At 69.0% G+C, this 22,206-nt stretch carries 18 protein-coding genes and 1 pseudogene; 15 read left to right on the top strand and 4 right to left on the bottom strand.

Annotated features, from left to right (window positions below; all coding sequences use genetic code 11):
• Positions 1-11: 11 nt before the first annotated feature.
• Positions 12-1,114, bottom strand: a pseudogene (locus BS329_RS45570) (dihydroxy-acid dehydratase domain-containing protein).
• Between the two features lie 35 nt (positions 1,115-1,149).
• Here BS329_RS45570 and BS329_RS29710 point away from each other — a divergent pair.
• Genes BS329_RS29710 through BS329_RS29700 form a run of 3 tightly spaced genes read left to right on the top strand, consistent with a single transcriptional unit; the run spans position 1,150 to position 3,338 of the window.
• Positions 1,150-1,809: a GntR family transcriptional regulator gene (locus BS329_RS29710; RefSeq protein WP_076164731.1), complete on the top strand. Its 660-nt coding sequence runs from the start codon at positions 1,150-1,152 to the stop codon at positions 1,807-1,809.
• The gene (locus BS329_RS29705; RefSeq protein WP_076164729.1) at positions 1,809-2,312 is read left to right on the top strand and encodes a metallophosphoesterase family protein; all 504 of its coding nucleotides are present in this window, start codon (positions 1,809-1,811) and stop codon (positions 2,310-2,312) included. Before BS329_RS29710 ends, BS329_RS29705 begins: the two co-directional genes overlap by 1 nt.
• Positions 2,313-2,330: 18 nt before the next feature.
• Positions 2,331-3,338, top strand: a complete 1,008-nt coding sequence (locus BS329_RS29700; RefSeq protein ID WP_076164727.1) for a PHP domain-containing protein — start codon at positions 2,331-2,333, stop codon at positions 3,336-3,338.
• 305 nt (positions 3,339-3,643) lie between these two features.
• Here the strand turns inward: BS329_RS29700 and BS329_RS29695 are convergent, their stop codons facing one another.
• A complete protein-coding gene (locus tag BS329_RS29695) occupies positions 3,644-4,285 on the bottom strand; it encodes a GOLPH3/VPS74 family protein (RefSeq protein ID WP_076164725.1) in 642 nt (213 codons plus the stop codon).
• A gap of 205 nt (positions 4,286-4,490) precedes the next feature.
• On the opposite strand from BS329_RS29695, the gene BS329_RS29690 reads away from it, so the two are divergent.
• The 6 genes from BS329_RS29690 to hrpA all read left to right on the top strand — a co-directional run bounded on the left by BS329_RS29690 (position 4,491) and on the right by hrpA (position 13,344).
• On the top strand, positions 4,491-5,972 hold the full coding sequence (locus tag BS329_RS29690) for an APC family permease (RefSeq protein WP_076164723.1): 1,482 nt from the start codon (positions 4,491-4,493) through the stop codon (positions 5,970-5,972).
• A complete protein-coding gene (locus BS329_RS29685) occupies positions 5,969-6,529 on the top strand; it encodes a GNAT family N-acetyltransferase (RefSeq protein ID WP_076164721.1) in 561 nt (186 codons plus the stop codon). The genes BS329_RS29690 and BS329_RS29685 overlap by 4 nt, the downstream gene beginning before the upstream one ends.
• Positions 6,530-6,578: 49 nt before the next feature.
• The gene (locus tag BS329_RS29680) at positions 6,579-6,890 is read left to right on the top strand and encodes a hypothetical protein (protein WP_076164719.1); all 312 of its coding nucleotides are present in this window, start codon (positions 6,579-6,581) and stop codon (positions 6,888-6,890) included.
• A gap of 39 nt (positions 6,891-6,929) precedes the next feature.
• Positions 6,930-8,147 carry a cation:proton antiporter gene (locus BS329_RS29675; RefSeq protein ID WP_076164717.1) on the top strand — a complete coding sequence of 406 codons (1,218 nt, stop codon included), beginning with the start codon at positions 6,930-6,932 and terminating at the stop codon, positions 8,145-8,147.
• A gap of 13 nt (positions 8,148-8,160) precedes the next feature.
• Positions 8,161-9,324: a lactate 2-monooxygenase gene (locus BS329_RS29670; protein ID WP_076165012.1), complete on the top strand. Its 1,164-nt coding sequence runs from the start codon at positions 8,161-8,163 to the stop codon at positions 9,322-9,324.
• Positions 9,325-9,462: 138 nt separating this feature from the next.
• Positions 9,463-13,344 (top strand): ATP-dependent RNA helicase HrpA, encoded by a 3,882-nt coding sequence (hrpA, locus tag BS329_RS29665; RefSeq protein ID WP_076165010.1) that lies wholly within the window; start codon positions 9,463-9,465, stop codon positions 13,342-13,344.
• A gap of 183 nt (positions 13,345-13,527) precedes the next feature.
• Here the strand turns inward: hrpA and BS329_RS29660 are convergent, their stop codons facing one another.
• Positions 13,528-15,225, bottom strand: coding sequence for a bifunctional 3'-5' exonuclease/DNA polymerase (locus BS329_RS29660; RefSeq protein ID WP_076164715.1), 1,698 nt, complete (start codon positions 15,223-15,225; stop codon positions 13,528-13,530).
• 204 nt (positions 15,226-15,429) lie between these two features.
• Here BS329_RS29660 and BS329_RS29655 point away from each other — a divergent pair, with 204 nt between their 5' ends.
• Positions 15,430-17,064: an acyl-CoA synthetase gene (locus BS329_RS29655; protein WP_076164713.1), complete on the top strand. Its 1,635-nt coding sequence runs from the start codon at positions 15,430-15,432 to the stop codon at positions 17,062-17,064.
• Here the strand turns inward: BS329_RS29655 and BS329_RS29650 are convergent.
• A complete protein-coding gene (locus BS329_RS29650; protein WP_076164711.1) occupies positions 17,061-18,038 on the bottom strand; it encodes a hypothetical protein in 978 nt (325 codons plus the stop codon). The two genes, BS329_RS29655 and BS329_RS29650, sit on opposite strands and share 4 nt — an antisense overlap.
• A 262-nt stretch (positions 18,039-18,300) precedes the next feature.
• Between BS329_RS29650 and BS329_RS29645 the strand changes: the two genes are divergently transcribed.
• The 5 genes from BS329_RS29645 (at position 18,301) to BS329_RS29625 (ending at position 22,206) form a co-directional block, all read left to right on the top strand.
• Complete coding sequence (locus tag BS329_RS29645) at positions 18,301-19,551, top strand: S8 family peptidase (protein ID WP_084750327.1); 1,251 nt, start codon at positions 18,301-18,303, stop codon at positions 19,549-19,551.
• A 99-nt stretch (positions 19,552-19,650) separates the two neighbouring features.
• Positions 19,651-20,403, top strand: a complete 753-nt coding sequence (locus tag BS329_RS29640; protein ID WP_076164709.1) for an SDR family oxidoreductase — start codon at positions 19,651-19,653, stop codon at positions 20,401-20,403.
• Positions 20,400-20,621, top strand: coding sequence for a hypothetical protein (locus BS329_RS44760; protein WP_076164707.1), 222 nt, complete (start codon positions 20,400-20,402; stop codon positions 20,619-20,621). Before BS329_RS29640 ends, BS329_RS44760 begins: the two co-directional genes overlap by 4 nt.
• Positions 20,622-21,278 carry a histidine phosphatase family protein gene (locus tag BS329_RS29630; protein WP_076164705.1) on the top strand — a complete coding sequence of 219 codons (657 nt, stop codon included), beginning with the start codon at positions 20,622-20,624 and terminating at the stop codon, positions 21,276-21,278. It begins immediately after the preceding gene.
• A 10-nt stretch (positions 21,279-21,288) separates the two neighbouring features.
• Positions 21,289-22,206, top strand: a complete 918-nt coding sequence (locus BS329_RS29625) for an SMP-30/gluconolactonase/LRE family protein (protein ID WP_076164703.1) — start codon at positions 21,289-21,291, stop codon at positions 22,204-22,206.

Genomic DNA, 22,206 nt, shown 5'->3' with positions numbered 1-22,206 from the left:
GTCACTGGGCGTCAGATTTCGGGATTTTTACCCACTCCAGCGAGAAAAGCTGAAGTCACAGCCCGCGTCGGCTTGCGTGATGTGTTCGGCGTACGACGCGCCGTAACCTCGTTCGTGGCGCGGGGCGGACGGTGTCCACTGTGCCCGGCGGCATTGCAATTCCGCATCATCGATGTCGAGGCTGAGCCGTCGCGGAGGAACGTCCAAGGCGACCGGGTGGGATTCCGGCGCGACGTGCAGCACACACGCGCCCGAACTGGTGCCACTCATGCGGGCGTCGGAAGCCCGGACCTCTTTGGCCGACAGTGGTGTCTTCAACTCCCGGTAGTCGTCGAAAACCACCGCCGGTCCGGTGTGGACGAGCAGGCGGGGATCCGCGGCGATGTGCTTGATCACCGCGCCCGACGGCGCCAGATTGCCCCGAAGCACCGCGACGCCTCCTTCGGTGGCGGCCGGGTTGTCGCGGGTGCGGATGACGTCGTCGTTGTGCACTCGCGCCGTTTCTAGTGTCTCTCCAAGGGTTTCGCCGGTACCGGGACCCGGCGAGCGATCGCGTCGGCGTACGCGCGCTCGTCGAGGATCTTCGTGATCGTGAGGTCCTCCCGCACCATGTCCACCACCCGTACGCCGCTCGCCGCGGCCATCCGGTGGTGCGCCGAGTCGGCGGCGGGGATCGACGCCGCGCCGGGCAGTGTCAGCCCGAGCACTTCGGCGGCCGAGCCCACGCTCCAATTCGGACAGTTCCTCGCCGCCGATCAGCCCGGCGCGCTTGTCGTCCCGGTACTTCCCCCTGTCGGTGCCGCTGCCGGGCACCTCGTTCCGCCAGTGCCCGCGCTCGCCGCGCCGCGACGCTGTCGGAGACCTTCCAGAAGCCGACACCGATGCTCTACCGCGATCTGCTCTCGATGGAGACCGAAGAACCGGGCAGCGGGAAACCGCCCGCCTGTCACACCCCGCGCTTCACCTGTTCCGCCCGTTCGCGCAAGATGACGCATTTCCCGAGCTGATCTTCCGGGTTGTAGCCGAGTTGCCTGCTCCGGGCCCGGTGGCTGAAACCGCGCGATTCGCTGCCGCCGGACCAGCGATGGCTCCGGAGTTCTTCAGGGTTCCTCATGACCACGAGTATGGCATCTCATATATGATTGTCCGATGGCATCGACCTTCACCCTGCCCGTTTCGCGCACCGAAGTGGTGCTCGACGAGATCCGCCGCGGCATCCTCACCCGCGAGCTGAAACCCGGTCAGGCGTTGGTCGAGGCCGAACTCGCGGCCCGGCTCGGGGTGTCGAAGACGCCGGTCCGCGAGGCGCTGAAGGTGCTGTCGAACTCGGGGCTCGTGACCTTCAGTCCGTACAAGGGCGCGTCGGTGTGTGTGGTGGACGCGGAGCTGGCGAAGTCGGTCTATGACGTCTGTATGGTGCTGGAGCCCGAAGCCGTGCGCCGGTCGGTGGAACGCCGCTCACCGGACCTGATCGAAGACGCCGCCAAGGCGCTGAAGGAGGCGTCGGCGGCGATCTCGGACAAGGACCAGGCCGCGCTCAGCCTGCTCAACCGCCGGTTCCACCGCGCGCTCTACCGCGGCTGCGGCAACCCGCTGATGGTCTCGATGCTGGACGACCTCAAGGACCGCGCCGCGCTGATCAGCGTGGTCGGCTGGGAGGCGAATCCCAGCTGGCGCAAGGAATGGAACGAGCACAAGGCGGTGCTGGCGATGGCCAAGAAGGGCGACGCGGACGGCGCCGCCGGGCTGCTGCGAGCGCATATCGGGGACTTCCTGGACCGGGTCCTCGGGGCGATCGGAGCCGAGTGATGCGCCTGCTGCTTGTCGCCGACACACATCTGCCGCTGCGTGCCAGGGCGCTGCCGGACCAGGTCTGGCGTGAGGTCGAGGCGGCGGACGTCGTCGTCCACGCCGGTGACTGGGTCGACGTCGCCCTGCTGGACGAACTCGAGGCCCGGAGCAAGCGGCTCATCGGGGTCTACGGCAACAACGACGGCGCGGGTCTGCGGGCGAGGCTCCCCGAGGTCGCGCGGGCCGACCTCGACGGCGTCCGGCTCGCGGTCGTTCACGAAACCGGCGGCAAACAAGGACGCGAGCGCCGCTGTGACGATCTCTTCCCGGACGCCGACGTCCTCGTCTTCGGGCACAGTCACATCCCGTGGGACACGGTCACGCCGAAGGGGCTACGGCTGCTGAACCCGGGCTCGCCGACCGATCGGCGGCGGCAGCCGTTCTGCACGTACCAGACCGCCGAGATCCGCGACGGCGAGTTGCGCGATGTCGCTCTGCACGAGCTGCCCTTACGCCGCTGACGGGGTAGACAGGTAGCCATGGAACCGGCGCAGGCGTTGAGGGAGATCGCGTTCCGGCTGGAGCGCGCGGGCGAGCCGACCTACCGGGTGCGGGCTTTCCGGCAGGCGGCTTCGGTGATCGCCAAGGTCAAGCCGGACGAACTGCGCAAACGCGCCGAGGCGGGCACGCTGACCGCGTTGCCGAATATCGGCAAGGCGACCGCGGCCGTCGTCGAAGACGTCCTCGCCGGGCGCCGTCCCGCGTACTTCGAGAAGATCGGCGAGCCGAAACTGCCCGACGGTGGCCCGATGCGGGCGGCGTTGCGGGGCGACTGCCACACTCATTCGGACTGGTCCGACGGCGGGAGCCCGATCGAAGAGATGGCCGAGGCCGCCCGCGCGCTGGGCCACGAATGGATGGTCCTGACCGACCATTCGCCCCGGCTGACCGTCGCCAACGGCCTTTCGCCCGAACGGCTGCGGCGGCAGATGGACGTCGTCGCGGAACTGAACGAGACGATGGCGCCGTTCCGGATCCTGCACGGCATCGAGGTCGACATCCACCTCGACGGCACCCTCGACCAAGAGGAGGACCTGCTGGAGCAGCTGGACTTCGTCGTCGCGAGCGTGCATTCGAAACTGCGGATGCCCGCGAAGGAGATGACGCCGCGGATGCTCGCGGCCGTGCGACATCCCCGGGTCCGGGTGCTGGGGCACTGCACCGGGCGGCTGGTGATGGGGGCGCGCGGGAAGCGGCCGGAGTCGGAATTCGACGCCGAGGCGGTGTTCACCGCCTGCCGGGACAACGGGGTGGCCGTCGAGATCAACTCGCGCCCCGAACGCCGGGACCCGCCGACGCGGCTGCTGAACCTGGCTGTGGACCTGGGCTGCGACTTCGCGATCGACAGCGACGCGCACGCGCCGGGTCAGCTGGACTGGCTGGTCTACGGTTGCGCGCGGGCCACCGAACTGGGGATCGAGCCGGACCGGGTGATCAACACCCGCACCGCCGACGACCTGCTGGCCTCCGGCCGGGACCGCGATTAGTCCTCTACTTGCGGTAGTTCGAGGGCGAACCACCGCAACCAGTCCTCTACTTGCGGCTTTTGCGTCACCGCGTGGCAGCCGAGGCGGTGCCGCAGGGGCGATCATGCGTGCTCGGACGGCGATCATGCGTGCTTGGGCGGCGATCTCGCGTGAGGTGAGTCGCGTCGTAAGTCGGGCAGTGTCGGCCTCCCGGGAACGGGACGGGCGGGTCCATTGTGGACAGTTTCCCCGCACGTCATGCTGCGAAAGCCCGCCGAAAGCCGGTGCGGGACGCTGTCCTGGGCCAGAGTCGCCAAGTGCCGCGGTCAGCGGCGGTCACCGGTGTAGACCACGGCGGCGCCCACCGCGTCCACTCCCGTGATCAGCTCGGCCAGTGCCTTCGGCAGTTCGCGGTGGGTGGCCCCGGCCCACGCCCGCAGCCCGGCGCGGTCGAGTTCCGGTTCGCAGAGATCGTCGAGGCCGATGGTCCAGGCCAGCAGGGCCAGGCAGACCGAATGCGGATCCGGCCGTTCGGTGCCGAGTACGGCGGCCCGCGCCTTGCTGCGCGCGGCGGTCGACATCAGCAGATCGCGCGGTGGGTACCGGTGATTCTTCCGGACGAGCCCCCGGTCGGTCTCACGGTTGATCACTCCCGCGGTCAGCAGATTGTCGGCGACTGTTTCCCCGAGATCGTGACGAAGATGATCGACCCATTCCCGGACGGTGTGCCGCTTGCCTTCGCCGAGGATTTCCGAGAACACCCGATCCAGCGCGGGATGGGCGAGGCCACGCCGCGACAGCGGCCGGATTCGCTTGCGTTCCACGGTGATCCGCTCGGCGAGGAGGAGATCGCAGAGCGCGGAGCCGGCCATTCCGATGCCGAGCCCCGTGCGGCGCAGCGCGGGTTTTCCGGTGAACTCGTCGTGGGCGAGGAAGAACAGGGAATCGACCAAGGTCAGCCGACGCATGAATGCACGCCCTCCGGCGTTGTGGTGCGGGACGGCCAAAGTAGCGGTAGGCGGCGGACCACTGCGACCCGAGGTCCGTTTTTAGCCTGAACGGACGTATCTCGCCGCCTTGTCCGGCCCTAAGGTGGGATGGCCTCTCAAGATCAAGATCAAGAGCACGAACCGACCGTGTTCACCGCCATTCGACGTCCGGGGGGACGGGTCAATGGGTACGCACAGGCCGAGGCGCGTCCTCGGCCACCGGCGGCTCGGTGCCGCCCAGATCGTGTTCTTCGTCGTCGCCGCGGCGGGTCCGCTGTTCGCCATCGCGGGCGGGGTCCCGACGAACTACGCGGTCACCGGAAGCGTCGGTGTGCCGCTGTCGTTCCTCCTGCTCGCCCCGATACTGGGGCTGTTCGCGGTCGGGTACGCGGCGATGAGCCGCTACATCACCAACGCGGGCGCCTTCTATCCCTATGTCGCCAACGGTGTCGGCAAATCCACCGGCGCCGGGATCGCGTTCGTCACGTTGATCTCCTACAACGCCATCCAGATCAGCATCTACGGCCTGTTCGGCTGGTCGGTGTCGACCTGGCTCGGCACGCTCACCGGGTCCCCGCCGCCGTGGTGGCTGTGCGCGCTGGTGATGGCGCTGATCGTCGGCACGCTCGGCATCCTCCGGGTCGATCTCAACGCCAAGGTGCTCGGGGTGGCGCTGTGCCTCGAAGTCGCCGTCGTCGCGATCGTCGACATCGCGTTGTTCGCGAATCCCGCCGGCGGCAGCGTTTCCTTCGTGCCGCTGGAACCGTCGAGCCTGTTCACCACCGGCGTCGGCGCGGTGTTCGCGTTCTCCGCCGCCGCGTTCATCGGCTTCGAGGGCGCGGCGACCTATGGCGAGGAGACCCGCGAACCGAGCCGCACGGTCGGCAGGGCGACGTTCGCGGCGATCGGTCTCACGGCGGTGCTCTACGTCGTCTCGTCGCTCGCGCTGGCCGTGGGGACCGGACCCGACGTCATCGTGACCACCGCGGCCGCACAGGGGCCCGATCTGTTGTTCACCCTGGCGGGCCAGCATCTCGGCGGCACGTTCTCCGACATCGCCTACACGCTCTTCGTGACCGGTCAGTGCGCGGCGCTGCTGAGCTTCCACAACGCCGTCGCGCGATATTTCTTCGCCCTGGGCCGGGAAGGCCTGCTGCCGCGCTCGCTGGCCAAGACCAGCAAACGCACCGGGGCACCGGTGGGCGGTTCACTCACGCAGACCGCGCTCGCACTGGTCGTGGTGGCCGCGTTCGCGATCGCGGGCCGCGACCCGGTCACCGAACTGTTCGTCTGGCTCGGCGCGACGGCGTCGACCGGTGTCGTGGTGATCATGATCGCCGTCTCACTTTCGGTGATCGGCTTTTTCAAATGGCGACGCCACGCCGAAAACGCTTGGCGCCGCTGGATCGCGCCGGGACTGGCGATCCTCGCGTTGTCGGCCGTCCTCGCGCTGATCCTGCTCAACTTCGACCTGCTGCTCGGCCCGGCCGGGAGCTTCCTGTTGCGCTGGGGCTTGCCCGGCCTGATCGTCGTCGCGGCACTGGCGGGTTTCCTGCGCGCGGAGGTGCTGCGGACCCGGGATCCCGAGACGTACGCCGCGATCGGCGGCCCGCTCGAAGACGAGGGAGACGAACGCGAACCCGCACCGCTGAGGTCGGGACGATGATCGTGCGCGCCGCCGCACCGTCCGAAATGGACACGGTGGTCGACGTGCTGTCCGAGGCCTTCCGCGACGACCCGGTCAGTGTGTGGGTCTTTCCCGGCGACGAACGCCGCGCGGTGGCACTGCCGATCTTCCATCGCGCGTTCCTGCGCGAGACGCTGGCCGCGGGCGGCCACGTCGACGTCACCGGCGACCTGTCCGCCGCCGTCCTCTGGACGCCCGGCGGCGGGGAGGACGTGGACGGCGCCGCGTTCTCCGGGCTCACCGGGGAAGAACTGGGCAGGCTCGCCGCGTTGTCCGAGTTGATGACGAAGCACGCCCCGGGCGGCGAGTATCACCACGCGCGGTTCATCGGCGTTCGCGGGAGCGCGCAGCGGCAGGGGATCGGCGCGAGGCTGCTGCGGCACGGGCTCGACCGCAACGGCATCGTGCCCGCGTACCTGGAGGCCAGTAGCCCGGAGAGTGGGAAACTGTACCGGCGCTTGGGTTTCCGTGATCACGGCCCGGCTTTCGCGGCCGAGGGCGGGCCGCCGATGTGGCCGATGTGGCGTGACCAGTGACAGATCTCTCGTCGATTTGTCTATAAAGGACTGGTAAAGTGGCGGGCAGATGACGACGAACCGTGCCCCCGCCTCACGGCACCGTTCCGTCTTCTTTCTGCTGATCTTGCTCGTCTTCGCCTTCGTCACGCCGACCGTCCCCCACGGTCATGGCGGCGTCGCGAAGGAAGACCCCGTCGCCGTCTTCGCGACCCATCCGCTGCCCGCCTTCCATGGCGGCCAAGCCGTTCCCTTCGCCGACGTGCCCGCCGAAACGGCGACCGTCGACCTCCCCGACGCCGGTCTCGCCCCCGAACAGGGTGAGCCCGTCGTCGTCAACCGTGCGGTGCCGCAGGCGGCCGCACGGGCGCCTCCGCGCTGATCCGGTCCCCATTCCGCATCAGCCACCATCGGAGGTCTCATGAGTTCCGGTCATGCCCTGCTGGCCGTCGGCGGGGCGTTCCTCGCCGCCGGTGTCATCGCTAGAGCAGGCGCCCGCATCGGGCTGCCCACCATTCCCCTGTTCATGCTGGCCGGTTTCGTCTTCGGCCCCAACACCCCCGGATTGTCCCTTGTGGACGACCCGAGCGAGCTCGGGGTGCTCGCCGGTCTCGGTCTCGTCTTCCTCCTGTTCTACCTCGGCCTCGAATTCTCCCTCGACGACCTCGCCAAGGGCGGGCGCAAACTCGTCTGGTCCGGGCTGATCTACCTGGTCCTCAACATCGGCGGCGGGCTCGCCTTCGGCTTCCTGCTCGGCTGGGGGACGAGGGAAGCGCTGGTCATCGCCGGCGCCATCGGGATCTCGTCGTCGGCGATCGTCACCAAGCTCCTGCTCGAAGCCCGCCGGATGAACAACCCCGAATCCCGGCTGATCATGGGCATCATCGTGATCGAGGACCTGTTCCTCGCGCTGTACCTGGCGTTGCTGCAACCGGTGCTGTCCGGTGCCGGGAGTTTCGGCTCGGCCATGGCCGATTTCGGCAAGGCCTTCGCGTTCCTGATCGTGATGGCCGCGCTCGCCCGCTGGGGCGGCCGGGTGGTGTCGAAACTGTTCAGCTCGGCCGACGACGAACTGCTGACCGTCTGCTTCGTCGGGGTCGCCGTGATGGGTGCCGCCGTCGCCGAAGAGGTCGGGGTGTCCGACGCCATCGGCGCGTTCATGGTCGGCATGATGCTCGGCGGCTCGAAGGTCGCGCCGCGTATCCACAAGCTGGTCCTCCCGCTGCGGGACGCGTTCGGCGCCCTGTTCTTCTTCATCTTCGGCCTCAGCATCGACCCGAACGCGGTCGGTTCGGTGGTGGTGCCGGTGCTGATCGCGGTGGCGCTGACGATCGTGGCGAACCTCGGCGCGGGAGCGTTGGCCGCGCGGCTGCACGGGTTCGACCGGCAGGCCGGGGTGAACATCGGGCTGACCGTGCTCACGCGCGGCGAGTTCTCCCTGGTGCTCGCCGCGATGGCGACCGCGGCCGGGCTGGATTCGAGGGTCGCGCCGTTCGTCGCGGGTTACGTCCTGCTGCTGGCCGTGATCGGTCCAGTCGCGGTCATCCGTTCGGAGAAGCTCACCTGGTTGCTACCGGCGGGTATCGTCCGGGGCACTTCGACCCGCGAAGGCCGCGATGAGGTGGCACGGGCGACGTGACGAGGAGGCCTGGGTGACGGAACGGTTCGGCGGCTACCAGAACGAAATCTACTTGCAGGGGCTCGGCGGGACCTTCCCGCCGTGCTCCACCGACGCCACGAAGCTGGAGAAGTCGGCGAAGGAGATCCTGGAGCCCGGCCCGTTCTGGTACGTCGCGGGCTCGGCCGGTTCGGGCGCCACCGCGCGCGCCAACCGGGAGGCGTTCGACCGCTGGCGCCTGGTGCCGCGCATGCTCACCGGCTCCACCGAACGCGACCTGTCGACGACCGTCCTGGGGACGCCGGTGCCGGTGCCGGTGCTGCTGGCGCCGGTCGGCGTCCAGTCGATCGTGCACGAGGGCGCGGAACCGGCGGCCGCCCGCGCGGCGGCGTCGGTCGGCCTGCCCTACATCATGTCGACGGCGTCCTCGACGAGCATCGAGGACGTCGCGCGGGCCAGTGGTGAGGGGCCGCGCTGGTTCCAGCTGTACTGGCCGACCGACAACGATGTCTGCGCGAGCATCCTGGCACGGGCGAAGGCCGCGGGCTTCACCACACTCGTGGTCACGCTCGACACCTGGACCCTCGCGTGGCGCCCGAACGACCTCGACCACGCGTATCTGCCGTTCATCAAGGGCGAGGGACTCGGGGTCCCGCTGAGCGACCCGGTGTTCCGCGGCCTGCTGGAGAAGACGCCCGAAGAGGACGCGCCCACCGCGATCCTGCGCTGGATCTCGATGATCACCGGCACCGACAGCACGTGGGACCGGCTGCCGTTCCTGCGCGAGCACTGGGACGGGCCGATCGTCCTCAAAGGCATCCAGCACCCCGACGACGCGCGCCGCGCCGTCGAGGCCGGGATGGACGGGATCGTGGTGTCCAACCACGGCGGTCGCCAGGTCGACGGCGCCGCCGGCTCGCTCGACCTGCTCCCGGAGGTCGTGGCCGCGGTCGGCGACCGGATCGAGGTGCTGTTCGACTCGGGGATCCGCACCGGGGCCGACATCGCCAAGGCGCTGGCGCTCGGGGCGAAGGCCGTGCTGGTGGGGCGGCCGTGGGTGTACGGCCTGGCGCACGCGGGGGAGGAAGGCGTCCGGCATGTGCTGCGGAGCCTGCTCGCCGACCTCGACCTGACCATGGGCCTGTCCGGTCACCGCACCCTCGCCGACCTCACCCCGGCCTCCCTCACCCGCCCCTGACCCCCGCGTTTCGTCCTCTAGTTGCGGTAGTTGGTGGTGCCAACTACCGCAACTAGAGGACGAAACGCGGGGGGTGGTGGTGACGTGCGGGATATTCGGAGGCCCTGATCGTCACGCATGGCTATCCTGGTGCGGGTCATGACTGCTCAACCTTCCCCGCTCGGCGCCCTGCGCGCTCGCCTGCCCGAACTCATGTCGCGCGACGAGCACCGCCTCCGGCGCCGGCTCGACGGCGCCCGGAAAGCGCGGAACGCCGAGTCGATCACCGCGCAGATCGAGGCCGACATCGAGGCCGCGGAACTGCGGGTCACCCGCCGCCGCGACGGCGTCCCGAAGATCTCGTACCCCGAAGAGCTGCCCGTCAGCCAGCGCAAGGACGAGATCGCCGCCGCCATCCGCGACCACCAGGTGGTGATCGTCGCCGGTGAGACCGGTTCCGGGAAGACGACGCAGCTGCCGAAGATCTGTCTCGAACTCGGCCGCGGCGTCCGGGGCCAGATCGGGCACACGCAGCCGAGACGGCTGGCCGCGCGCACGGTCGCCGACCGGATCGCCTCCGAGCTGAACACCGAACTCGGCGAGGCCGTCGGCTACAAGGTGCGCTTCACCGATCATTCCGGTCAGGACACGCTGGTCAAGCTGATGACCGACGGCATCCTGCTCGCCGAGATCCAGACCGACCGGATGCTGCGGCAGTACGACACGCTGATCATCGACGAGGCACACGAGCGCAGCCTCAACATCGACTTCATCCTCGGCTACGTCAAACAACTCCTCCCGCGCCGCCCCGACCTCAAGGTGATCATCACTTCGGCGACCATCGACCCGGAGCGGTTCTCCAAGCACTTCGATGACGCTCCGATCGTGGAGGTCTCGGGCCGGACGTATCCGGTCGAGGTCCGCTACCGGCCGATCATCGACCCCGATGATCCGGACGCCGACTCCGATCGCGACCAGACGCAGGCCATCTGCGACGCCGTGGACGAACTCCAGCACGAGGGACCCGGCGACATCCTGGTGTTCCTGTCCGGGGAGCGGGAGATCCGCGACACCGCGGACGCCTTGTCCAAACAAGACCTGCGCGACACCGAGATCCTGCCGCTGTACGCCCGGCTCTCGTCGTCGGACCAGCATCGCGTGTTCCAGCGGCACACCGGGCGCCGCGTCGTGCTCGCCACCAACGTCGCCGAGACTTCGCTGACCGTGCCGGGCATCAAGTACGTCGTGGATCCCGGCACCGCGCGGATCTCGCGTTACAGCCACCGCACCAAGGTCCAGCGCCTGCCGATCGAGCCGGTCTCGCAGGCGTCGGCGAACCAGCGCAAGGGCCGCTGCGGCCGGACCTCGGACGGTATCTGCGTCCGGCTGTACTCCGAAGACGACTTCGACGCGCGGCCCGAGTTCACCGATCCGGAGATCCTGCGGACCAACCTCGCGTCGGTCATCCTGCAGATGACCTCACTCGGCCTCGGCGACATCGCGGCGTTCCCGTTCGTGGAGCCGCCGGACCGCCGTCAGATCACCGACGGCGTCCAGTTGCTCCAGGAACTCGGCGCTTTCGAGATGACCGACGGCAAGAAGCTCACCGAAACCGGCCGCAAACTCGCGCTGCTCCCGGTCGACCCGCGGATGGCACGGATGGTGCTGGAGGCCTCGCGCAACGGCTGTGTGCGCGAAGTGATGATCATTGCCGCCGCACTGTCCATTCAGGACCCGCGTGAGCGGCCGGCGGAAAAGCAGCAGGCGGCGGACGAGCAGCACGCGCGGTTCGCCGACAAGACGTCCGACTTCCTGGCTTACCTGAACCTGTGGGAGTACGTCAGCGAGCAGCAGAAGGCGTTGTCCACCAACCAGTTCCGCCGGTTGTGCCGCAACGAGTACCTGAACTACCTGCGCATTCGCGAATGGCAGGACATCTTCAGCCAGCTGCGTCAGCTCGCCAAACCGCTCGGCATCACCCTCAACACCTCCGGCCCGGCCGATCCGCAACGGGTGCACACGTCGCTGATCGCCGGGCTGCTGTCGCATGTGGGGCTCAAGGATCCGGCCAAGGGGGACTACCTCGGCGCGCGCGGGGCGCGGTTCTCGGTGTTCCCGGGGTCGGCGCTGTTCAAGAAGCAGCCGCGGTTCGTGATGTCGGCCGAATTGGTCGAGACCTCACGTCTGTGGGGCCGGGTCAACGCGCGGATCGAGCCGGAATGGGTCGAGCCGCTCGCCGAGCACGTGGTGAAGCGGAACTACTCCGAGCCGCACTGGGAACGCAAGCAGGGCGCGGTGATGGCCCTGGAGAAGGTGACGCTGTACGGCGTCCCGCTGGTCGCCGACCGCCGCGTCAACTACGGCCGCATCGACCCGGAGATGAGTCGCGAACTGTTCATCCGGCACGCGCTGGTCGAGGGTGACTGGGAGACCCGGCACCACTTCTTCCGCGAGAACCGCGCGCTGCTCGACGAGGTCGAGGACCTGGAGAACCGGGCCCGCCGCCGCGACATCCTGGTCGACGACGAGACGCTGTTCGAATTCTACGACCAGCGCGTCCCGGCCGACGTCGTCTCCGCGCGGCATTTCGACAGTTGGTGGAAGAAGGCGCGGCACACCGAGCCCGATCTGCTGAGCTTCGAGAAGACAATGCTCATCAACGAGACCGCGGGCGGCGTGCGCGAGGCCGACTATCCCGATTTCTGGACCCAGGGCAGCCAGACCTTCAAACTCACGTACCAGTTCGAACCGGGCGCGGACGCCGACGGCGTCACCGTGCACATCCCGCTGCCGGTGCTGAACCAGGTCACCCCCGACGGCTTCGACTGGCAGGTCCCCGGCCTGCGCGAAGAACTGGTGACGCAGCTGATCAAGTCGCTGCCCAAGGCGATCCGGCGCAACTTCGTGCCGGCCCCCGATCACGCCAAGCTGGTGTTGTCGCGGGTCGGCCCGGCCGACGGGCCGCTGCCGCACGCCGTCGCGGACGAGCTGGAAGCGCTGCGCGGGGTGGTCATCCCCGACGACGCCTGGCAGCTGTCCGCGGTACCCGAGCATCTGAAGATGACCTTCCGCGTGGTCGACGTCCGCGGTAAGAAGGTGTCCGAGGGCAAGGACATCGAGGCGCTCAAACGGGACTTGAGCGGCCAGGTGCGCGCGACGATCTCCAAGGCCGCCGACAGCATCGAGCGCCAGGGCCTGACGACGCCCGCGTTCGGCGAGCTGCCGAAGGTGTTCGCGAGCAAGCAGCGCGGGCACGACGTCAAGGCGTATCCGGCGCTGGTCGACGAGGGCGGCACGGTCGCGGTGCGGCTGCTGGACACGCCGGGGCAGCAGGAACAGTCGATGTGGGCCGGCACGCGGCGGATGCTGCGGCTGAACCTGCCGTCGCCGATGAAGTTCATCACCCGCAACCTCGGCAATTCGTCGAAGCTCGTGCTGAACCGCAATCCGCACGGCTCGGTGGCGGCACTGCTCGAAGACTGCGTCGACTGCGCTGTCGACAAACTCGTGGCCGACAACGGTGGCCCGAGCTGGGACGAGGCCGGTTTCGCCGTCCTGCGGGAAAAGGTGCGCGCCGGGTTGAACGCCGGAGTGCTCGACGTGCTGACCAATGTCGAGAAGATCCTGCGCGCGGCGAACGACGTCGAAACGCGGCTGGCCGACACCCGTGGCCCGGCGGATTCGCTCGCGGATATCCGGACACAGCTGGACGGGTTGGTGCACAAGGGTTTCGTCACCGAAACCGGGCAGGACAGGCTGAAGCACGTCGTCCGGTACCTGCGGGGGATCGAACGGCGGCTGGAGAAACTCCCGACCGAGCCGACCCGCGACATTCAGCGCACCGGCGACGTCGCCTGGCTTCGCAACGAGTACCAGGCCGCGCTCGACGCCCAGCCGCCAGGGACGAGTTCCCCCGCCCTGCGGGAGATCCGGTGGATGATCGAGGAACTGCGGGTGAGCTTCTTCGCCCAGACCCTCGGTACCGCCCACCCCGTCTCGCTGAAGCGCGTCATCAAGGCCCTGGACGACGCCGCCACCTGACCCGAGTTCCGCCTTCAATCACGCGTGTTGCGCCTCTGATCACGTGTGTTGCGCCTTCAATCACGCGTGATCGCCGCTCAATCACGCGTGTTGTTGGCCCACCGTGACGGGCGGCGGGACTCTTGTGATTGGGCGGCGCACTCGCGTGATTGAAGGCGCGACACGCGTGATTGGGCGGCGAACTCACTTGGCGTCGGCGTAGGTGTCCACGGCGGCGATGTGCAGGGGGAAACGGACCGGGCAGGCGGCGCCGAAGAGCATCCGCGCCGCCTCCGCCATGCTGTCCACAATGGACTGTGAGACCTCGTCGGCGAACTCGGCCGGGGTGTGCACCAGTACCTCGTCGTGCTGGAAGAACACCAGGTGGGCGGGGGAGGGGAGCTTGCCGCGCAGGGTCGCCAGCAGGACGGCGGTCATATCCGCCGCGCTCGCCTGCACGACGAAGTTCCGGGTGAACCGGCCCCAGCCGCGCGACGCCTGACGCGCCTTCGTCTCGGCCGCTTCGTCTTCGGTGAAGCCGCCGGTCAGCGCGCGCCAGGCCTCCGACGGCGCGGGTGAGGTCCGGCCCAGTCGGGAGCGGACGCGCTCGCCGCGTTCCCCTGCCTGCGCGGCACGCTCCACATAGGACACCGCGTCCGGGAACCTGTTCCGCAGCAACGACAGCAACGGCCCGGCCTCGCCGGACGTGCCGCCGTACATCGCCGACAGCATCGCGATCTTCGCCCGGTCGCGATCGTCCCTGTCGTCCCAGGCGGGCACCGGCACGCGGCGCACCCCGGAGAACATCGCCTCGGCGAGGCTCGCGTACAGATCCGTGGCCGCGGCGACTTCGGCCAGTTCGCGGTCCCCGGACAACGCTGTCAGCACCCGCGGCTCCAGTTGCGCGGCGTCGGCGACCACCAGTTTCCAGCCCGGATCGGCGCGGACGCAGGTCCGGAGCACCTTCGGGATCTGCAACGCGCCCCCGCCGCGGCTGGCCCAGCGGCCCGAAACGACCCCGCCGACGATGTAGTGCGGGCGGAACCGGCCGTCGTGCACCCATTCGTCGAGCCAGGTCCAGCCGTTGGCCGAATGCAGCCGCGCGAGTTCCTTGTACTCCAGCAGTGGCGGGACGGCGGGATGGTCGATGTCGCGCAGCAGGTACTTCCTGGCCGACGTGACCTCGATACCCTCCCGCCCCAGTGCCCGGACCACGCTGGCCGGAGCGTCCGGGTTGACCGGACGTCCGCCGAACGCGTCGCTGATCTTCGCCGCCAGCTCGACCAGCCGTTTCGGCCGCTGCCCGGCCGGGACGCGCGGCCCGAGCTGGTCGGCGAGCAGTTCGAGGTGCAGGTCGGCCCGCCACGGCAGCCCGTCGGCCGACATTTCCGCGGCCGCCAGCGCGCTTGCCGACTCCGCCGCGAAGAGCAGCCGAAGCCGCTCCGGATGTTCGGCGAGCGCGACCCGCTTCTCCTGCTCGGCCAGCACGCGGCGAGCGGCCTCGACGACGGTGACCCCGGCGGGCAACCGCGGGCCGCGTGTCTCGAACAGCGTCGGCTGGTCGTCTTCGGCCCACGGCGGCGGCTCGTCGGCGGGCGCCTCCTGCCCGTTCGCCCTGGCCAGTGCGCCGTGCAGGCTCCGAGACTCCTGCGGGCGGCCCTCGTGGGCCAGCAGCAGCCCCTCGGTCAGCGCCAGGTCATGACACCGCCGTACCCGGACGCCTGCCTTGATCAACGCCGGGTACGCCCGCTCGACCGACGGGAACACCCAGCGTGGCGCGTGTTCCGCCTCCAGGCGCCGCACTTCGTGGACGAACTCCGCAAACTTGAGGCCCCGCAGCGTTTCACCGGAAAACGCGATCGCGAAGTCGTCGTCTTCCTCTTGACCTGCGATCGCCTGCACGTTGCCATTGTGCTAGTTCCCTACGACATTTCTGTCACCTAGGTGTAGCTGCCAGCGCAGCTGTCCGTTAAGGGTGGTGGTGGGGCGGGGCGGGCTAGTGCGCGTGCGCGATCGGTCGGCTACTGTCGAGTAGCAACCCCATACCGCCGGTACGCGAACGACGGCGGCATGGGGTCTCGCCGCAGCAGCAACGGAGGTGCCCGGATGAGAAACCCCACCGGCCTCGCCACCCTGGTGGCGGACAAGGTGACCGAGACCGTGCGCAGCATCGACGTGATGCGCCAAGCGGGCCTGCTCCCGATCCCCCGGGTCGACGAGGGGCTGCGTTCGCTGGTCATGGTGCGGAAGTGGGGCCCGTTCGCCGGCGCAACCATGATCGCCGCCCGCCGGGACCCGGCCGCGACCGGCATCATCGACGAGCTCGGGCCGCTGACCTTCAAACAGCTCGACACCCAGTCGAACGCGCTGGCCAGGGCCTGGGCCGAACGCGGGCTCGGCCCGGGTTCGGTGATCGCCGCGCTGTGCCGCGACCACCGCGGTCTCGTGCTGACGATGCTCGCCTCCGGCAAACTCGGCGCGAAGCTGCTGCTGATGAACACCGGGTTCGCCAAACCGCAGCTCGCGGACGTCGCGAAGCGCGAAGGCGTCACCGCGCTCGTGTACGACCAGGAATTCACCGACCTGCTGGACGCGGTCGAGGGCGACGTCGACCACTACCTCGCGTGGGTCGATCCGGACACCGCGCGCTCGCAGGACATCCCGATCGTCACCGAACTGGTGGCCAGCACCGACGACCGCCCGTGGCCCGCGCCCGCGAAACCGGGCGGCTTCATCCTCCTGACCAGCGGGACCACCGGGACACCGAAGGGCGCGCCGCGGCCGCACACCTCCGCGCTCGCGTCGGCGCAGTTCCTGGACCGCATCCCGCTGCGGACCGGCGAGGCGACCTACATGGGCGCGCCGCTGTTCCACGGCACCGGGTTGTCACAGTTCATCCTGTCCTTCGCGCTCGGCTCGAAGGTCGTCATGCGGCGCAAGTTCGTCCCGGAGGAGACGTTGCGCGGCGTCGCGGAGAACCGCTGCACCACGCTGGTCCTCGTGCCGACGATGCTCCAGCGGATCGTCGACCTGCCCGAAGAGATCCGCGCCAAATACGACACCTCGTGCCTGCGGATCATCTTCGTCGCCGGCTCCGCGCTGTCCCCGGACCTCGGGAACCGTGCGACCGCCGCGTTCGGCGACGTCGTTCACAACCTCTACGGCTCGACCGAGGTCGCGGTCGCGACGGTCGCGACGCCCGAGGACTGGCGCAAGGCACCGGGCACCGTCGGCCGCGCGCCGGTCGGCTGCAAGGTCGCGCTGTACGACGAGAAGGGCGGCAGGATCACCGAGCCGCATGTCACCGGCAGGGTGTTCGTCGGCAGCGGGCTGAGCTTCCAGGGCTACACCGACGGGCGGCACAAGGAGATCATCGACGGGTTGCTCTCCAGCGGCGACGTCGGCCACTTCGATGAGGACGGTTTGCTGTTCATCGACGGCCGCGACGACGAGATGATCGTCTCCGGCGGCGAGAACGTCTTTCCGATCGAGGTGGAGAACCTCCTGGTCGAACGCGAGGACGTGATCGAGGCGGCGGTCGTCGGCGTCAACGACCCCGAGTTCGGGCAGCGGCTGAAGGCGTTCGTCGTGCGTGCCGAGAAGTCGGATCTGGACGTCGACGGCGTGCGCGAGTACGTCAAGGCGAACCTCGCCCGGTACAAGGTGCCGCGCGACGTGGAGTTCCTCGACGAGCTACCGCGCAACGCGACCGGGAAGGTGCTGCGCAACAAGCTGCACTAGTACTCCCAGTCGATGCCGAAGACCCCGGGACCGAAGTCGAGCGCGACGGCGTGGACGCCGTTGTTCTGGTCGAGCTTCAGGTCACGGCGGTCCAAGGGCGACGTCCCTTGCCGCAGGTCCGGGGTACTCGCCCCCGCCGAGGGCCCCTGTGCGCTGTATTGCCGGCACTTCGCCGGGATGGTGTCCGGGTCGAACCGGACCTCCAGCAGGTACTCCCGCACCGGCCGCCGGAACTCGCGGTAATGCGTGTTCCGGCATTCCGGATACGGCGGTCCCGGGTTCGTCAGCGAGTACTCGATCAAGTGCGTCTCGCCGCGGTCGATGGGCCGGTCGAAGAGCAGTTCGGCCACCGTGAGCCCGTGCTCGTCGTCGACCTCGGCGCGGCCGACGTGGCAGTTCCGCAGGGTGTTCAGCACCGGCGGTCCCGCCTCGGGGTCACCTTGGGCGTAGACCAGCAGCCAGCGGTCCTGTCCGTCCGCGCCCGCCTGGAACACCACCCGCGCGGTCACCGCGCGCTGTCCGCCGTCCGCGGCGATCTCGCACAGGTCGTGCAGGCCGACCAGTTTCAGCTGATGGTGTCGTTCGAGCGCGTGGGGAGCGCCGACCTTGTCCAGCAATGCCTGGAGTGCTTCGAGCGGGAAGGTCAGGGGTTGTTCGGTGGTGGCGCGGCCGCGGCGTGACGACGCCCCGCGCGGCCGAGGCGGTGGCAGCAGGCTGAGCAGGGAACCGGCGGGAATCGCCAGCACCTCCTCGAGGACCCGGACCGCGGACAGTGAACTCTGCCGTTCCGGCTGCCGTTTACCCGATTGCCAGTAACTCAACGCGGTGACACTGACCGACGCGCCGCGCGCCAGGAGCCGGGCCTGGATGCGGTCGAGACTCAGCCCGCTGGTCGCGATGGCCGACCGCAACGCGGTGGCGAACGCCGTACGCGGCCGGTCGTCCTCGTCCGTGATAGCGCTCCCCGCCGCCATATGCTGCCCGACCGCCCCCGTCTGCCGTTTCTCGACACCGCCCGGTTGATAACGACACGAATAACTTTATCAGTCTGGGGTAACACTCCAGGGGCGCCTTCTGGCAGGCGAAAACGCCTCTCCGGACGAGTGTAACTGCTCCTTTCGGCCTAGTACTGGTAACTGTGAATCATTGCCCGGCCGCCGGGGCACCGGCTTGCATGGCTTCCAGCAACGATCATCCTCCCGGGTGATCGCCCGCGGCGCGGCAGGAAGGGAACCAGTGAGCAAGTCCCGGAAGAACCTGAAGTCCCGAAAGACCCGGAACGGCTTGATGGCGGGGGTCGCCCTCGCCGGGGTGACCGCGGCGGTCGCCACCTTCGGCGCGGGTCCGGCCAACGCCGAGCAGCAGGGTGAGATTCGCGGCGCCGGTGCCGCCAACGCCGTCGGCGGCAGCTACATCGTCGTCCTCAAGCCCACCGCGGTCGGCCAGGGCGTCGCCGCGGCGAGCGAGATCACCGCGAACGTCGCCGCCAAGGCGCGGGGCCTCACCGGTCAGTACGGCACCACGCTTTCCCGCACGTTCGGCTCGGCGCTGAACGGCTTCTCGATCAAGGCCGACGAGGCCGCCGCGAAGCGGCTCGCCGCCGACCCGCAGGTCGCGTACGTCGTCCAGAACAAGACGTTCAGGATCAGTGAGACTCAGGACAACCCGCCGTCGTGGGGGCTCGACCGCGTCGACCAGACGGACCTGCCGCTCGACAGCAAGTACACGTACCCGACGAAGGCCGACAACGTCACCGCCTACGTCATCGACACCGGTGTCCGCGGCTCGCACAAGGACTTCGGTGACCGCGCGACCGGCGGCAAGGACTTCGTCGACAACGACGACACCCCCAATGACGAGCACGGCCATGGCACGCACGTCGCCGGCACCATCGGCGGCACGGAGCACGGCCTCGCCAAGGGCGTGAAGATCGTCGGCGTCCGTGTGCTGGACGCCAACGGCAGCGGCACCACCGAAGGTGTCGTCGCCGGTGTCGACTGGGTCGCGGCGAACGCCAAGGGCCCGTCGGTCGCCAACATGAGCCTGGGTGGTGGCGCGGACGACGCCCTGGACGAGTCGGTCAAGGGAGCCATCGGCAAGGGCGTGACCTTCGCGCTCGCGGCGGGCAACGAGTCCGCCGATGCCGGAACCACCTCGCCCGCCCGCGTCAAGGAGGCCATCACGGTGGCCGCCAGTGACAAGACCGACAAGCAGGCCAGCTTCTCGAACTACGGTTCGGTCGTGGACCTGTACGCGCCGGGTGTCGGCATCACGTCCACGTGGGGCACCGGTGACGACGCCACGAACACCATCAGCGGTACCTCGATGGCCGCGCCGCACGTCGCGGGCGCTGCCGCGCTCTACCTGTCGGCTCACCCCGACGCCACCCCGGCCCAGGTCTCCGAAGGCCTGGTCGCCGCGGCGGCCGACGGCAAGATCGGCAACCCGACCGGTGGCACGGCGAACAAGCTGCTCCAGGTGAAGTAAGACCCTTATCGGACAGGCTGCCCCCGGCGAACCCCAGGCGCCGGGGCAGCCGCCTGTCCAAGGGGCGCCAGACTTGTTACCAACGGGTACGCTCCGGACATGGTCCTGCGGAAGAACATCCTGATCACCGGGGCGAGCTCCGGACTCGGCGAGGGAATGGCGAGGCAGTACGCCGCCAGAGGCCGCAATCTGGCGTTGGCCGCCCGCCGTGCCGACCGGCTGGAAGCCCTCGCGGCGGAACTCAAGAAGGCGTACCCCGGTATCACCGTGGTCACCCGGAAGCTGGATGTGAACGACCATGACCAGGTCTTCGCCGTCTTCGAGGAGTTCCGCGAGGAACTCGGTTCCCTCGATCGTGTGATCGTGAACGCGGGGCTCGGCAAGGGGCAGCGAGTCGGCACCGGCCGGTTCGACGCCAACCGCCAGACGCTCCAGACGAACTTCCTCGCCGCGGCCGCCCAGATCGAGGCCGCCGTCGGCATCTTCCGCAAGCAGAAGAACGGCCATCTCGTGGTCGTTTCCTCGTTCCTCGCGCTTCGCGGTGTCCCCGGCAACACCACCGCGTACGCCGCCTCGAAGGCGGGTATCTCGGCCTTCGCCGAGGGCACCCGGATCGAGCTGATGAAGACACCGATCAAGGTCACCACGCTGCATCCCGGGTTCATCGAATCGGAGATGAACGAAGACATTTCGAAGCTTCCTGGCGCGGTCAGGGCGGAGCCCGGCGCGCAGGCGCTCGTGAAGGCGATCGAATCCGAGACGGCGAAGGCGTTCGTGCCGACGTGGCCGTGGAGCGTGCTCTCGAAGCTCTTCCCGTTCGTTCCGGCGTCGATGCTGAAGAAGTTCGGATGACCCTGGCCGCGGACAAGACCGTCGAGGTACGCGGTGAGGACTCGTTCGATCTCGCCGCGATGCACGCCTGGCTGGCCGGACAGGTACCCGGCGGGGCGCGGCCGGTCTTCCGCTTCCACGAAGGACAGACGGACAACCCGGCGCTGAAGGATCTTTGGCGGTTCGTCGGCTATCTGGACGGGCGCTGCCGCCGGATCAGCGGAGGAGGACACGCGTAGATGGGCGCGATCTACCTGGTCCGGCACGGGCAGGCGTCGTTCGGCGCGGAGAACTACGACCAGCTTTCGCCGCGCGGCTTCGAACAGTCCACTGTGGTCGGTACGGAACTGCTGCGGCGTGGCGTCGAATTCAGTCAGGTGCGCTCCGGTTCCCTTGCCCGGCAACGGGACACGGCAGCGACGGCGGTGAAGGTGCTTGGCTCCGGGGTCGCCGTCGTCGAGGACGAGCGGTGGAACGAATACGACCACGTCGACATCGCGAAGTACCACGCCGCCGGTGTCCAGCAGACCGATTCGCGGGCGTATCAGGCCGCTTTGGACGGTGCGCTGAGCGCGTGGGTCGCGGCGGGGGTGGCCGGGCCGTGCGCCGAGACCTGGCCCCGGTTCCTGGAGCGGGTCAAGGGCGCGCTGGCCGATCTCGTGGCGTCGCTGGGCAAGGGCGAGCACGCCGTCGTCTTCAGCTCCGGCGGGGTCATCGCCACGGTCTGCGGCGCGCTGCTGGGCACGCCCGAAGCCGGGCTGCTGAAACTGAACAGGGTCACCGTGAACGGGGGCATCACCAAGCTGGTGTCCGGCCGCGGCGGGGTGACCCTGCTGTCGTTCAACGAACATCCGCATTTCGAGGCAGAAGCCGCGGAACTACTCACTTATCGCTAGGAGACACGCGATGGCGTTCGGCGAGGTCACGGTCATCCCGGTCAACGGGCACGGCCCCGAAGACGTCCTGGTCGACGACCAGGGCCGGATCTACACCGGCGTCGACGACGGGCGCGTCCTGCGCGTCGCGCCGGACGGCAAGCGGATCGACGTCCTCGGCGACACCGGCGGCCGCCCGCTGGGGCTGGAGTTCTACGGCGAAGACCTCCTGATCTGCGACGCCAAGGCAGGTCTGCTGACCATGCCGCTCGCCGGTGGCGCCGTCACCACTTTGGCGACTTCGGCGGTGGGGCTCGACTTCGTGTTCTGCAACAACGCCGCCGTGGCTTCCGACGGCACGGTGTACTTCACGGACTCGTCGCGGCGCTTCGGCATCGAGAAGTGGCGCGACGACCTGATCGAGCAGACCGGCGGCGGGCGTCTTCTGCGGCGGACCCCGGACGGGAAGATCGAGCGGCTCGCCGACGGTTTCCAGTTCGCCAACGGCGTCGCGCTGCCACCCGACGAGTCCTTTGTGGCCGTTGCCGAGACCGGTGCCTGCCGGGTCGCTCGCGTGTGGCTCACCGGCGAGAAGGCGGGCACGCGGGACTATCTGGTCGACGATCTGTGGGGATACCCCGACAACATCTCGACCGGCAGCGACGGGCTGATTTGGATCACCGTGGCGAGCCCGAAGGTCCCCGCGCTTTCCCTGGTGCAGAAGCTTCCCGGGCCGTTGCGGGCCGGGGTCCGCGCGCTGCCGACGTCGCTTCAGCCCGCGCCCGCGCGGGAATGCGGGGTGCGAGGTGTCACGCCGGACGGGAAGCGGGTGCACGAACTACGCGGGGAGATCGACGGGTTCCACGTGCTCGTCGGGGTCCGTGAGCGGGCCGGAACCCTCTATTTCGGCTCCCTGGAGGACAACGCGATCGCCGTGACGACGGTCTGA

Source organism: Amycolatopsis coloradensis (assembly GCF_001953865.1).
GTDB classification, from domain to species: Bacteria; Actinomycetota; Actinomycetes; order Mycobacteriales; family Pseudonocardiaceae; genus Amycolatopsis; species Amycolatopsis coloradensis.
This window is presented reverse-complemented; position numbering and strand designations above follow the sequence as displayed.

Bases quoted from the DNA above. Each gene is read 5' to 3' on its own strand.
- BS329_RS29700 (WP_076164727.1), top strand. From the start codon at position 2,331: ATGGAACCGGCGCAGGCGTTGAGGGAGATCGCGTTCCGGCTGGAGCGC.
- BS329_RS29630 (WP_076164705.1), top strand. From the start codon at position 20,622: ATGGGCGCGATCTACCTGGTCCGGCACGGGCAGGCGTCGTTCGGCGCG.
- BS329_RS44760 (WP_076164707.1), top strand. From the start codon at position 20,400: ATGACCCTGGCCGCGGACAAGACCGTCGAGGTACGCGGTGAGGACTCG.
- hrpA (WP_076165010.1), top strand. From the start codon at position 9,463: ATGACTGCTCAACCTTCCCCGCTCGGCGCCCTGCGCGCTCGCCTGCCC.
- BS329_RS29710 (WP_076164731.1), top strand. From the start codon at position 1,150: ATGGCATCGACCTTCACCCTGCCCGTTTCGCGCACCGAAGTGGTGCTC.
- BS329_RS29625 (WP_076164703.1), top strand. From the start codon at position 21,289: ATGGCGTTCGGCGAGGTCACGGTCATCCCGGTCAACGGGCACGGCCCC.
- BS329_RS29695 (WP_076164725.1), bottom strand. From the start codon at position 4,285: ATGCGTCGGCTGACCTTGGTCGATTCCCTGTTCTTCCTCGCCCACGAC.
- BS329_RS29640 (WP_076164709.1), top strand. From the start codon at position 19,651: ATGGTCCTGCGGAAGAACATCCTGATCACCGGGGCGAGCTCCGGACTC.
- BS329_RS29690 (WP_076164723.1), top strand. From the start codon at position 4,491: ATGGGTACGCACAGGCCGAGGCGCGTCCTCGGCCACCGGCGGCTCGGT.
- BS329_RS29655 (WP_076164713.1), top strand. From the start codon at position 15,430: ATGAGAAACCCCACCGGCCTCGCCACCCTGGTGGCGGACAAGGTGACC.
- BS329_RS29650 (WP_076164711.1), bottom strand. From the start codon at position 18,038: ATGGCGGCGGGGAGCGCTATCACGGACGAGGACGACCGGCCGCGTACG.
- BS329_RS29705 (WP_076164729.1), top strand. From the start codon at position 1,809: ATGCGCCTGCTGCTTGTCGCCGACACACATCTGCCGCTGCGTGCCAGG.
- BS329_RS29675 (WP_076164717.1), top strand. From the start codon at position 6,930: ATGAGTTCCGGTCATGCCCTGCTGGCCGTCGGCGGGGCGTTCCTCGCC.
- BS329_RS29685 (WP_076164721.1), top strand. From the start codon at position 5,969: ATGATCGTGCGCGCCGCCGCACCGTCCGAAATGGACACGGTGGTCGAC.
- BS329_RS29680 (WP_076164719.1), top strand. From the start codon at position 6,579: ATGACGACGAACCGTGCCCCCGCCTCACGGCACCGTTCCGTCTTCTTT.